The sequence below is a fragment of the Rubellimicrobium mesophilum DSM 19309 genome (assembly GCF_000600335.2).
GTDB classification, from domain to species: domain Bacteria; phylum Pseudomonadota; class Alphaproteobacteria; order Rhodobacterales; family Rhodobacteraceae; genus Rubellimicrobium; species Rubellimicrobium mesophilum.
This window is the reverse complement of sequence record NZ_KK088571.1, coordinates 118,091-130,129: the sequence shown is the minus strand read 5'-3', so window position 1 is coordinate 130,129 and position 12,039 is coordinate 118,091. Positions and strand designations below refer to the sequence as shown.

Below are 12,039 nucleotides of genomic sequence, written 5' to 3'. Positions count from 1 at the left end.
CGACGGGCCTAACGCAACTCCCCCAGAGTCCGCGCCAGTGCCAGCGGATCCTCTCCGACGAGCTCGGCCTGCACCCTGGCGTGCTCCTCGCGCCAGAGCGGCACGGCCTTGGCGACGACCTCACGCCCGTCCTCGGTAAGGGCCAGCCGCCGCGCGCGGGCATCTTCCGGGTCGGGAACCAGGCTCACGAGCCCCCGCTTGCCCAGCGTCTTGACCGCCGCCGTCATCGTTGTGGAGTCCATGCCGAGGAACTCCGCCAGCTCGCCGATCCGGGGCCGCCACTGGCCGCTCAGCGCCACCAGAAGCGAGAACTGCCCGTTCGTCAGGCCCAGCGGCGCGAAGAGCCGGTCGAACCTCCGCGCGAGCAGCCGCGCCGCCCGCTGCGTGGCGAGGCAGAGACACTGGTCGCGGATCTCGTGGACGGTCTCGATGGGAACTCGTTGCGTCGCTCATGTTAGATTGATATCAATACAAACGGAGCAGAACAACGGCCACGCGGCGGGACGACCTGCGACAGGTGGCCTCAGGGAGGACAGGATGGCCGATTCGTCGTATCGCTGGGTGGTCGTCGCGGCAGGCGGCTTCATGGGCTGCATCGCCATGGGGTCGCTGTTCTCGCTGCCCGTGCTGCTGACGCCCATGGCGGAGGCGACCGGCTGGTCGCGCACCGGCATCTCCGGGGCGATGACCGTGGGCTTCCTCGCCATGGCCATGACCTCCATGGTCTGGGGCGCCCTCTCCGACCGCTTCGGCGCGCGCCCCGTGGTGATGTCCGGCGCGGCCCTCTTCGCCCTCAGCCTTTGGCTCGCTGGCCATGCGCCGTCGCTGCTCCTGTTCCAGGCGAGCTTCGGCGTCCTCGCGGGTGCCACGGTCGCGGCCTTCTTCGCCCCCATGATGGCGACGGTCACCGGCTGGTTCACCACGCAGCGGAGCCTCGCGGTCTCGCTCGTCTCGGCCGGAATGGGCCTCGCGCCGGTCACCATGTCACCGCTCGCCGCCCGGCTGGCCGCCACCTACGACTGGCGAACGGTCCTCTCGATCCTGGCCGCCGTCGTGGCGGTCACCACGGTGCCGACCGCGCTCCTGCTGCGTCGCCCGCCGCCGCAGCCCGCCATGGAAGGCCCGACCGGCGACGCCTCCCCCGAAGGCATGACGGTCCGTCAAGCCGTGACCTCCCTGCCGTTCATCGTCCTGGTGCTGACCAACTTCTTCTGCTGCGCCACGCATTCCGGGCCGATCTTCCACACCGTGAGCTATGCCGAGCTCTGCGGCATCTCCGCGCTCGCCGCCGTGTCGATCTACTCGGTCGAGGGGATCGCCGGCATGGGGGGCCGCATCGGTTTCGGCCTCCTGGGCGACCGCTTCGGGGCCAAGCGCATCCTCGTGGCGGGCCTCCTCGCGCAGGCCTTCGGAGCGCTGGCCTACTTCTTCGCCCGCGAGCTGATCCAGTTCTACGTCGTGGCCGCGATCTTCGGCTTCATCTACGCCGGGATCATGCCGCTCTACGCCGTGCTGATCCGAGAGAACTTCCCGATGCGGATGATGGGCACGATCATGGGCGGGACCGGCATGGCCGGCAGCCTCGGGATGGCCACCGGGCCGGTCCTGGGCGGCTGGATCTTCGACACGACCGGCGGCTACGGGGCGCTCTACCTTACCAGCTTCGGCCTAGGCCTCGGGGCCTTCCTGGTCGCGATGACGTTCCGCCCCTTCGGCGGGCTGCGGACCTCCGTGCGGGCCCAAGCGGCCTGAAAGGCCTCGATGCGGCGGTCGGGGGCGCCGTCCGCCCGAGGCGAGGTCCGGCCGTTCGGACCTCGCGCCGGTCGCCCCGATCAGGCTGTCGTCCGACCCTTCGCGAGGGCGGCATCGAGGCTCCAGGAGCCCGCGCCGGCGAAGACGAGGTACAGGAACACGAAGCAATAGAGGATCGCGGCATCGCCACCGTTGAGCGCCGGGAATGGTCCCTGGGGCGCATGGGCCATCCAGTAGGCGACCGCCATCTGGCCCGACAGGACGAAGGCGACGGGTCGCGTGAAGAGGCCGAGGATCAGCAGGGCGCCCCCCACGAGTTCAAGGATGCCGGCGATCCACGGCAGCGAACCCGCCGGGGGCACCATGTCCGAGGCGGGGAAGCCCAGGATCTTCTGGGTGCCGTGGGCAAAGAACACGAGCGCGGCAACGATTCGGAGGACGCTGAGCATCCGGGGGGTCCAAAGGGAGTCGAAGGGACGAGCGGTCATGGATCTCCTGCAGGATCGAGGGGCCGATAGGGCCGATGTGAACGCGGCCCCAGATAGCGCCTCGTGCCTTCGCCGCAATGCAGCACGCGCACAGGGCCTGTGCGCGCCTCAGGCCGCCGTGCCGGGCCCCGCCGGAATCCCGCGCACCAGCGATTCCACCAGCGTCACGACCTCCTCCTCGAGCACCTCCCGGGGCGTGCCGACGAACTGGCCGGTGAGGAGAGGTGGACGACGCCATGCACGGCCGCGAAAAGCGTGCGGGCCCGCAGGGCGAGCTGCTCGACCGACAGGTCCGGCCGCAGCCTGGCCAGCGGTCCCGCAATCAGTTGGAGGATTCGGACATGGGCCTCGCGGTGCCATTCGGGCACCGCCACATGCTCCGGCAGGCGATGGTCGAAGAGCGCCGCCCAGAGACGGCGATTGTCCAAGGCGAACCGCACATAACCCCGGGCCAGCGCGACCATCCGCTCGGCCGGAGCCAGGGTGTCCGGCGCCATCTCCCGAAGCGCCGCGTCGAGCCGCGCGAGGGTGCGGGCGTTCACGTGCACGACGAGGAGGTCCAGGTTCTCGAAGGCGTTGTAGATCGAGCCCAGGGCCACCCCGGCCTCGGCCGTGAGCTCGCGCGCCTTGAGCCCTGCGAGCCCTTGCGCCGCGATGTGCCGCTCGGCCGTTTCGAGCAGCCTGAGGCGGAGCTCCTCGCGCCCCTCGTCGCGTCTCCCCATGATCGGCCCCCATACTTGAACATCGTTCACAAAATGTCTTGAACATCGTTCACTGGCAAGGTATCTGATCTCCGTGAACGGTGTTCATGTTTATGGGAGGAAGAGATGTCCTTGACGAGCCAGGCAGCGCCCCGGCCTGAAGGCGCCCATGCGTCCGGCATTCGCCGGGTGCTCGCCTTCGTGGAAGCCCAGGCCCCACGCGACTGCGCCAGGCTGGGGATCCTTCAGGCCGAGCACATGAGGCTCTCGAGCCGGGCGAAGGCCGCTGGCATGGACGACGAGTCGGCGCTCGCCAGCGAGGCGGCCGCTGGCATCGCCGCCCTCGAGGTCGAGATCGGCCTGGTCCTGGGTGCCCTGTCCGCGCGCAACGGCGAGCTCGCCCGACTGAGGGACGCCCTCCGACCTTGAGGAGCCGATCCGCAGCCGCTTGAAGCGGGCCTCTCCGGCCGCGTCCGGCGCAGGTGATCGCGGCGGCTGGTGTCCTCAGGCCTCCTCAGCCTTGGAGGCTCGGCGACGAGTGGTCCGAGGGGCCGGAGCAGCGGTGTCGGGCTGGCCCTCTGCGGCTTTGCCCCGCCTGCGGGCGGGCGCCTTCTCCTGACCCGGCTCGGTGCCGGCGGCCCCCTCGGCCGGCGCCGCCCGGCTGGTCCGCCGCGCACGGGTCGCGGGAGCCTCTTCGGAACCCTTGGCCCGGCGCTGGCGGCCCTTCGGGGCAGCCTGGGCGGCGGATCCATCGTCGGCCTGATGCTCCGCCTTGATCCGCTCGACCTCGCGCGTGACCTCCTCGGCGGCCTGCCTCCAGTGCTCCTCGTGCCGACCATGTGGCCGGCCCTCCTGCTCCCAGATCTCGTGGGCGCGCTTCTGGATCAGGTCCTCCAGTTCCGGCATCATGGTGGCTCTCCTCGTGGCCCGTCGGTGACCCTATCATCGATGGAATTTCAGGTAGATGGAGCGAGGCGATCTTCCACTCCCCCGATGACCGGCCGTCAAGGGGCCCGCGATCGCTCCGCGGCGCCCATGTCGGGCCTTGCGGACAGCTCGTGCCGCAAGGTCATGGTTTCGGCGGGGGAATGGCGCCCGGCCAGCCTCTTGACGCATGTTCGGCACGTGTTCATCGTTTCCTCGTGATCGGAGTGCCGCAAAGGAAGACGGCGCCCGAGGCACCGCGGCGCTGAACGCGCGGACCAGGGAGGCCCAGCCAAATGAACGACGCAGCTTGCGTCCGGGCGCCGGTCGCCTCCCCGACGGGGCGGCTCAGGTCGCCGCCGGGGGCGGTCCGTCCCGGTGCCCCGGGCGTCGCGTGCGACAACCCGAGCGGGACGAAGCCATGGTGCGGGGCTCCGCGCCAAACCCAGGGAGAGAGAAGATGAGACGACGCGCCTTCCTGCTGTCAGCCGGCGGTACCGCTGCTGGCCTGGTGCTCCTGCCCCGGGGCGTCCTCGCCGCCGAGGGCACCATCGACTGGTACACCTCGTCGGACCAGAACGTGCTCGACTTCTGGACCAACTTCGTCCAGCCGGGCTTCGAGGCCGCCAACCCGGGCATCACGCTGAACCTCGTGGACGCCGGGGACAACGCCGGCAACCTCAGCATCGCCGACCGCGCGCTGGCGGCGCTGTCGTCGGGCACCGACCCGCAGGCCGACTTCTTTGAGAACTTCGACCCTCGGCTGCCCGCCGGCGCGATGGAAGCCGGCATGTACGTCAACATCAAGGAAGCGGGTCTGTCGAACTACGACAAGATCAACCCGCTGGCCATCGACACGGACTATTCGCTGCCCTACCGGGGGAGCCAGGTCCTGCTGGCCTTCGACACGGCCAAGCTCCCGGCCGAGCAGGCGCCTCGGACCTTCGCTGACCTCGTGGCCTGGATTAAGGCGAACCCGGGCCAGTTCATCTATAACCGTCCCGACAAGGGCGGGTCGGGCGGCAACTTCGTGCGCCGCGCCATCTACGAGGCGAACGGCAAGGACCCGTCCAAGTTCACCGTGGACAACTACTCGCCCGAGGCCGCCGAGGCCGCGCTGAAGCCGGCCTGGGACATCCTCGCGGACCTCGCGCCGTCGCTGTTCGAGGAGGGGGCCTACACCTCCGGCAACACCCAGTCGATCCAGCTCCTCAGCCAGTCCGCCGTGACCATGATCCCGGCCTGGTCCGACCAGGCGATCCAGGCGATCCAGCAGGGCGTGCTGCCCGAGACCACGGGTCTCGTGCAGCTCACCGACCTCGGCCTCCCCGGCGGCTTCTCCCGCAGCGTAGTCCTCGCCAACGGCGTCAACCGCGACGCCGCGCTCAAGCTCGCCGACTACATCCTGACCGAGGAAGTCCAGAACGCCGTCCTGACCGAGCTCGGCGGCTTCCCCGGGGGTGTCCTGGGACTACGTGAGCCAGGAGCTGCGCGAGAAGTATGCGGACGTGATCCCCGAGACGATCCCCGTCTTCCCGAGCGGCGACTGGGAGGTGGCGATCAACGACGGCTGGTATCGGAACGTCGCCCCGAACGTGCCCCGCGAAGAGTGACGGCGCGACCGGACACGCCGACCGCGACGAGCAGGAGGTCGATCGGCCTCCTGCTCGTCGCGCCGCCCGTGGCCCTGGTCGGCTGGCTCATCATCTGGCCGATCCTCTCCGCCATCGGTCGGACGCTGTTCCTCCCGGACGGCGAGGGCGGGCGGCGCTTCACCGTCGAGACCTACGTGGGTTTCTTCTCGGACCCCTACAGCCTGGGCAACCTCGGCGTCACGCTCTGGACCACCGGAGTCTGCGCGGTGCTGCTGCTGATCGTCTGCCTGCCCATCGCGCTCTACCTGCGCTTTGCCAAGGGGCCCCTCGCGGCCTATGTCCAGAGCCTCGCCATCTTCCCGATGTTCGTGCCTTCGGTGATCCTGAGCTACGCCATCATCCGGGTGCTGGGCCCGAACGGGACCGTGGACATCCTCCTCAACGCCGTGGGCCTGCCCAAGATACAGTCGCCCTACCTCACCCCCTGGGGCCCGGTCATCGGCCTCGTCTGGGACCACATCCCCCTGACCGTACTGATCCTGCTGTCCGGGCTCGGAGCCGTGTCCGACGCCTCCATCGAGGCCGCACGGGACGTGGGCGCCCGGCGCTTCGCGGTGCTCTGGCACATCATCCTGCCCCGGATCGGCAACTCGATCCTCGTGGCGATCAGCTTCACCGTCCTCGGCATCTTCTCGGCCTTCACGCTGCCCTACGTGCTCGGCCCCGCCTCGCCCGAGATGATGGGCCCGTTCATGCAGCGCACCTTCCGCGACCTCAACGACCCCACGACCGCCATCACGCAGGCCGTCATCACCTTCGGCTTCTGCCTCGTGTTCGGCCTGTTCTACGTGCGCTCCGTGGCGCGCGACAGGGCGCGCCGATGACCATGCCTCGCCGCTCCGCCCCCATCGACCCGACCGGGGTTGCCTTCGCGGTGGCCCTGACCCTCGTGATCGTCTTCCCACTCGTGGTCGTGGGCACCTGGGCCTTCAGCAACGTCTGGCGCTACCCGGCGGTGATCCCGCAGGAGTTCGGGCTGCGCTACTGGAATACGACGCTCGCGCGCCGCGACGTCTGGACCTCCATCACCACGAGCCTGAGCCTCGCGACCACGGTGACGCTGCTCTCCTCGGCCATCTGCCTGCCTGCGGCCTACGCCTTCGCCCGCATGGACTTCCCCGGCCGCAACGTCCTGTTCTTCTCCTTCCTCGCCGGACAGGCCTTTCCCAAGTTCGGCCTCCTCGTCGCCATCGCCGGCATCTTCCTCAACCTCGGCCTGATCGGCACATTCTGGGGCGTGGTGCTGATCCAGCTCGTCGGCACGTTGCTCTTCATGATCTGGATCCCGGTGGCCGCCTTCCAGGCCGTGAGCCGCCGCATGGAGGAGGCCGCGCGCGACGTGGGCGCCTCGCCGCTGCGGGTCTTCTGGTCGATCACCCTGCCGCAGGCGGGGCCGACCATCGCGGCGGCGGTCCTCCTCAGCTTCGTCAACACCTTCTACGAGATCGAGGGGGCCTGGCTGATCGGCGCGCCGGCGATCCGCACGCTGCCGGTCCTCATGATCTCCTTCATCAACAACCAGCCGGTGATTCAGTATGGGGCCGTTCTGTCCGTGATCCTTTGGATTCCTTCGTTCGTGGCCCTGATCTTCGCCCGACGTGTCATCGGCTCGGGCAGCTTCGCCCGCGGCTTCGGGGCCTGAGGCGCGGCATGGCGGTCCTCGACATCCGCGACGTGACCAAGTCCTTCGGCGCCCTGAACGCCGTGGAGCGCTTCAACCTCACCGTGCGCGACGGGGAGCTCGTCTGCCTGCTCGGCCCCTCGGGCTCGGGCAAGTCGACGCTCCTCCGCATGATCGGCGGCTTCGAGACGCCGACCTCGGGCAGCATCGCCATCGACGGAGAGGACGTGACCCGCACCCCGCCGGAGCGGCGCCCGACCGGCATGGTCTTCCAGAGCCATGCGCTCTGGACGCATATGAACGTCTTTCGGAACCTCGCCTTCGGCCTCAAGCTGAGGCGCCTGCCGCGCGAGGAGATCCGACGGCGGGTGGAGGCCGCGCTCGACCAGGTGGGTCTCGCGGGCTATGGCGAGCGCATGACGCACCAGCTCTCGGGCGGGCAGCAGCAGCGCGTGGCCCTCGCCCGGTCGCTGGTGCTGGAGCCGAAGATCCTCCTCCTCGACGAGCCCTTCGCGAGCCTCGACCAGCACCTGCGAGAGCGGCTGCGCGAGGAGGTGCGCGAGCTTCAGCAGCGTCTCGGGATCACCACGCTCTTCGTGACGCACGGCCAGGACGAGGCATTGGCCCTAGCGGATCGGATCGTGGTGATGCGGGATGGGCGCACCGAGCAGATCGGCCCCCCGGACGACGTCTATCGCAAGCCCGAGACGCCCTTCGTGGCCGGGTTCATCGGCTCGATGAACATGATCGAGGGCATGGTGTCGAGCGGCGCGTTCCGCCACCCGAGCATCGAGGTGCCGATGCCCGTCGGCGACGGGCCGGCCCTCCTGGCGGTCCGTCCCGAGGCGCTGGAGATCGTGCCGGTCTCCGGCGGAAACATCGCCCAGGTCCACAGGGTGACGGATTTCGGCGCCCACGGGATCGTGGACGTCGACCTCGCCGACGGGCTTCGGCTCAAGGCCATGGTCCCCGACGCGCGCGCCTGGCACGCCGGCCAGTCGGTCGCGCCGATCCCCCGCGCCTTCGCCCTCTACCGCGACGGCCGCGCCGTCCATCGGAGCACCTGAGACCCATGGCCGACGCGATCTCGGTGACCCGCGACGGGCGTCGCACCTTCCTGAAGTGGCACAGGGCCCGGCGGCGGGCCGGCGACACGCCCTTCACGGGACGCCGCATCGTCGAGGGGCTGCGGCTCGGTGCGAGTGCCGAGGTGGACCTCGTGGTCCATGGCGAAGGCGGCTTCGCGGTGCTCCATGACCTCGTGCTGGACCGCGACACGACCGGCACCGGGCCGGTCCGCGCCGCCTCGGCCGCCACGCTCCGCGCCCTTCACCTGCGAGGTGCGGACGGAGCGCCACTCCCTGATCGGGTCATGCTGATCGAGGACCTCTGCGAGCTCATGTCCTGCGAGGGCGCGCATCCCGAGGGCCTCCTCCAGCTCGACTTCAAGGAGGATCAGGTCCTCGACGCCGGCACGATCGCCGCCTTCCACCGGATCGTCGCCCCAGTGGCACGGCATTTCGTCCTGTCCTCCGGCGACGTCGAGGCCGTGCGACGCCTGTCCGAGGGGGTGGATGGCCTGCGGATCGGCCACGACCCCTGCCACTTCGGCGCCATCGAGCGTCTCCGCGAGACGAGTGACTTCACGAGCTTCGTGGAAGGGGCATTGGCCGACGCGCCGCAGGCCGAAATGATCTACCTGCATCACGGCCTGGTCCTTGCCGCCTCGGATCAGGGCGTTGATCTTGTCGCCGCATTCCAGGCCGCCGGGCGGCGAGTGGATGCCTACACGATCCGACAGGCCGACGCCGAAGGGGTGGAGACCGCGCGCCGGCTCCTGGACCTGCGCGTGGACCAGATCACCACCGACGATCCCGAGGGGCTCGGCGCGGCGCTGGCCTGATGCTCAGAGGTCCTTGCGCGGCGCGTCCTTGAGTTGGTCGAGGAGGTAGGCGTGGGTGGCTGGGTTGGCGACGATCACCATGCCGGTCTTCTCGTAGACCTCGGGCCCCCGGCCCCACCAGTCCGTGACGATCCCCCCGGCTTCCTGCACGAGGAGCACCCCCACGGCCCAGTCCACAAGGCCCGACTCCTCGAAGTAGCCGGTCAGCCGCCCGCAGGCGACATGGGCGCAGGAGTTGGCGGAGCTTCCCACGATCCGCACCGCCCCGATGGGCGCGCGCAGGCGCTCCAGCCGGGCGTAGTAGCCCGCGAAGCTGTGGAGATTCGGCGTGGGCAGGCCCGTCCCGACCGCCATCAGCCCCACCTCGCTGCGTGCGCTGACTCGGAGGCGCTCGCCGTTCAGCCATGCGCCGCCGCCCTTGGTCGCGGTGAACATCTCGTCAGCGACCGGATTATAGAGTGCGCCGGCCACCGTCTCGCTCCGGTGCCGCAGCGCGATGGAGATCGTGTAGGGCATCCCGTTGATGAAGTTCGTCGTGCCGTCGATGGGATCGACGAGCCAGTGGTGGTCGCCCGTCCGCTCCTCCGGCGGGAACTCCTCGCCGGTGAGGCTCCAGTCCGGGTAGCGACGGAGCAGATGCTCGCGGATCAGGAGCTCCGATTCGCGGTCGGCGTCCGAGACGAAGTCGGCCGGTCCCTTGATGCCGATCTCAAGCTCTCGGAAGCGTCGGAAATGGCGGAGCGTCAGGTCGCCCGCCGCCCGGGCTGCCGCCACCATGTCAGCCAGGACGGAATCGTAGGAGGTCGACATGATGCATCCGTCTCGTCATCCGGGGGTTCGGAACGTTCTCCTACGACCCGAACGGGAAGTCACCCCCGATGACTTGCCTGCCGGCCTGTCCGATCCGAGCATCCTCAGGTGCGAGCCGCCAGGCAGCCGGGGTTCTCCGGATAGACAGGCTTTCGTAGCCGGACAGGGCATCCTGCACCCGGCGAGCCTCCGATCCACGACGGACAACGAGTTCCCGCCGCCCAGGTCATGTGCGGGTCGCCCAAAGAGGGTATCGACCCCAACCTTGGCCCGCCCCTGACCGGACGGCCCACGTCGGGCTCGATGGCCTTGGTGACCCGCCTCCCCAAATCGGCCCACGGCTTCGGCCTCCTCTCCGCATGGGGTCGGCCCTTCGACCTGTGCTTGAGCGAAGCCGTGCCGGTCCCTGGCGAGGTCGGCGCCCGTCGCCAGGTGACGCCTCGCCCTGGCCGGAGCGGGCTCCCGCGCCACCTTGGGCAGACCTGCCCCAGTGGGTGCTGTCACCAGGGCTCGGAGAAGCGTAAAGGTGGCGCGGGCCGGGCCTTGCCTCGCCACGTCGCCTCGTGTCCTGCCGGTCGTCTTCCAGGAGCTTCCATGCCCTCCCCGTCCCAGTCCACCGTTCCCGAGGCCGCGCGCGTGTCGAACGTGAGGCTGGTCATCGTCTCGATCGGCCTCCTGCTGCTCCTCGCGGCGTTGGACCAGAGCATCGTCTCGACGGCGCTTCCGACCATCGTGGCCGACCTCGGCGGCCTCGACCACCTGAGCTGGGTCGTCACCGCCTACATCCTGTCCTCGACGGTCGTCGCGCCGCTCTACGGCAAGCTCGGCGACCTCTATGGTCGGCGGAACACGGTCGTGGTCTCGGTGGCCTTGTTCCTACTGGGCTCGGCGCTCTGCGGGCTGGCCACCAGCATGACCTTCCTGATCCTGGCCCGCGCGCTGCAGGGGCTCGGCGGCGGCGGGCTCTTCGTCCTGGCGCTTTCGGTCATCGGCGATGTCATCCCCCGCGCGACCGGGGCAAGATCCAGGGCGTGTTCGCCGCCGTCTTCGGCGTCTCGTCGGTCCTGGGCCCCCTGATCGGCGGTTGGTTCGTGGAAGCAGTGAGCTGGCACTGGATCTTCTACGTCAACCTTCCCGTGGGCGGCCTCGCCATGGCGGGCTTCCTCGCGTCCTTCCAGCCGAGCGGCCGGCGCGTGAGCCACGAGGTCGACTGGTGGGGCGCGGCGACGTTGTCGCTGGCCCTCGCCTCCCTCACACTGGTGACGAGCCTCGGAGGTCGCACCTTCCCCTGGTCCTCGCCCCAGGTCCTCGGTCTCGCAGCGGTGGCCTTGGCCTCGGGCCTCGCCTTCCTCGCCATCGAGCGGAGGGCGGCCGAGCCGATCATCCCCTCGGCCTCTTCCGCATGAACGTGTTCTGGGTCACGAGCGCCATCGGCTTCATCGCCGGGGCGGCGATGTTCGGGTCGATCACCTTCCTGCCGATCTTTCTCCAGATCGCGCAGGGCGCCTCGCCGACCGAGTCGGGGCTCATGCTGATCCCGATGACGGCGGGCATCCTCGCGACCTCGACCGTCTCGGGGCGCTACATGGGCCGGACCGGGCGCTACCGCTGGCTTCCGATCTTCGGCACCTGCTTCCTCACGGCCGGGATGCTGCTCCTGTCGCGGATCGAGCCCACGACCTCGGTCCCGATGTTCAGCGTTTCCCTGGCCTTGGTGGGCCTCGGCATGGGCTGCATCTTCCCGGTGGTCACGACCGCCGTGCAGAACGCCGTCCCGCGCGAGGTGCTGGGCACCGCCACCGCCGCCGGCCTTCTGTTCCGTCAGGTCGGGGGCTCGCTCGCCGTGGCGGCGTTCGGCGCGCTCTTCGCCGCTCGGCTCGCGACTCAAATGGGTGGAATCGAGCTTGGCTCGGGCGAGATCGGCCCGCAGATGATGGCCGGCGTGCCCGAGGAGATGCGCGCGACCGTCGGCCTGCAGGTGGCGGACGCTCTCCGACCCATCTTCTGGATCGCGGCCGCGCTCGGTGCCTTGGGCTTCCTCTTTTCGCTCCTTCTTGAGGAGGTCCCCCTCGTGAACCGCATGGTGTCGGCTCGCGAGTAGCCTGGCCTCCCCGGGCCGCGAGCCGGGCATCCGGTCGCCTGCTACTTGCTGCCTGCCGTGCGAGCCATACGGCACCGGTCAGCC

General features: G+C 69.7%; 12 protein-coding genes and 1 pseudogene. 8 read left to right on the top strand and 5 right to left on the bottom strand.

Translation table 11 applies throughout. From position 1 onward, the window contains the following. Positions 1–8: 8 nt before the first annotated feature. Positions 9–326, bottom strand: a complete 318-nt coding sequence (locus RUMESO_RS11245) for a MarR family winged helix-turn-helix transcriptional regulator (RefSeq protein WP_281177558.1) — start codon at positions 324–326, stop codon at positions 9–11. 211 nt (positions 327–537) lie between these two features. On the opposite strand from RUMESO_RS11245, the gene RUMESO_RS11240 reads away from it, so the two are divergent. Then, positions 538–1,752: an MFS transporter gene (locus RUMESO_RS11240; protein ID WP_037280238.1), complete on the top strand. Its 1,215-nt coding sequence runs from the start codon at positions 538–540 to the stop codon at positions 1,750–1,752. Between the two features lie 80 nt (positions 1,753–1,832). Here RUMESO_RS11240 and RUMESO_RS11235 read toward each other — a convergent pair whose 3' ends face one another. Together RUMESO_RS11235 and RUMESO_RS11230 are read right to left on the bottom strand one after the other, a co-directional pair. Continuing rightward, on the bottom strand, positions 1,833–2,240 hold the full coding sequence (locus tag RUMESO_RS11235) for a DoxX family protein (RefSeq protein ID WP_037280237.1): 408 nt from the start codon (positions 2,238–2,240) through the stop codon (positions 1,833–1,835). 164 nt (positions 2,241–2,404) lie between these two features. Continuing rightward, positions 2,405–2,962, bottom strand: coding sequence for a TetR-like C-terminal domain-containing protein (locus tag RUMESO_RS11230; RefSeq protein WP_245639240.1), 558 nt, complete (start codon positions 2,960–2,962; stop codon positions 2,405–2,407). Between the two features lie 105 nt (positions 2,963–3,067). Here RUMESO_RS11230 and RUMESO_RS11225 point away from each other — a divergent pair, with 105 nt between their 5' ends. Next, positions 3,068–3,370, top strand: a complete 303-nt coding sequence (locus RUMESO_RS11225; protein WP_037280236.1) for a hypothetical protein — start codon at positions 3,068–3,070, stop codon at positions 3,368–3,370. Positions 3,371–3,445: 75 nt separating this feature from the next. On the opposite strand, the gene RUMESO_RS11220 is transcribed toward RUMESO_RS11225, so the two are convergent. After that, positions 3,446–3,850, bottom strand: a complete 405-nt coding sequence (locus RUMESO_RS11220; protein ID WP_051521254.1) for a DUF2934 domain-containing protein — start codon at positions 3,848–3,850, stop codon at positions 3,446–3,448. A gap of 475 nt (positions 3,851–4,325) precedes the next feature. Between RUMESO_RS11220 and RUMESO_RS27170 the strand changes: the two genes are divergently transcribed. From RUMESO_RS27170 to RUMESO_RS11195, 4 genes are read left to right on the top strand one after another with little or no spacing between them, the layout of a single operon-like run. Beyond that, positions 4,326–6,344 carry an extracellular solute-binding protein gene (locus RUMESO_RS27170; protein WP_245639239.1) on the top strand — a complete coding sequence of 673 codons (2,019 nt, stop codon included), beginning with the start codon at positions 4,326–4,328 and terminating at the stop codon, positions 6,342–6,344. Continuing rightward, positions 6,341–7,162 carry an ABC transporter permease gene (locus RUMESO_RS11205; protein WP_037280234.1) on the top strand — a complete coding sequence of 274 codons (822 nt, stop codon included), beginning with the start codon at positions 6,341–6,343 and terminating at the stop codon, positions 7,160–7,162. The genes RUMESO_RS27170 and RUMESO_RS11205 overlap by 4 nt, the downstream gene beginning before the upstream one ends. Before the next feature lie 8 nt (positions 7,163–7,170). Continuing rightward, on the top strand, positions 7,171–8,208 hold the full coding sequence (locus RUMESO_RS11200; protein WP_037280233.1) for an ABC transporter ATP-binding protein: 1,038 nt from the start codon (positions 7,171–7,173) through the stop codon (positions 8,206–8,208). A gap of 5 nt (positions 8,209–8,213) precedes the next feature. Then, the gene (locus RUMESO_RS11195) at positions 8,214–9,044 is read left to right on the top strand and encodes a glycerophosphodiester phosphodiesterase (RefSeq protein WP_037280232.1); all 831 of its coding nucleotides are present in this window, start codon (positions 8,214–8,216) and stop codon (positions 9,042–9,044) included. Between the two features lie 3 nt (positions 9,045–9,047). Here RUMESO_RS11195 and RUMESO_RS11190 read toward each other — a convergent pair whose 3' ends face one another. Next, positions 9,048–9,854 (bottom strand): inositol monophosphatase family protein, encoded by an 807-nt coding sequence (locus RUMESO_RS11190; RefSeq protein WP_037280231.1) that lies wholly within the window; start codon positions 9,852–9,854, stop codon positions 9,048–9,050. Between the two features lie 228 nt (positions 9,855–10,082). Between RUMESO_RS11190 and RUMESO_RS28530 the strand changes: the two are divergent. Continuing rightward, positions 10,083–11,260: pseudogene (locus RUMESO_RS28530) on the top strand (MFS transporter). Beyond that, positions 11,257–11,955, top strand: a complete 699-nt coding sequence (locus tag RUMESO_RS27155) for an MFS transporter (protein WP_051521250.1) — start codon at positions 11,257–11,259, stop codon at positions 11,953–11,955. The pseudogene RUMESO_RS28530 and the gene RUMESO_RS27155 overlap by 4 nt, the downstream one beginning before the upstream one ends. Positions 11,956–12,039: the final 84 nt, after the last annotated feature.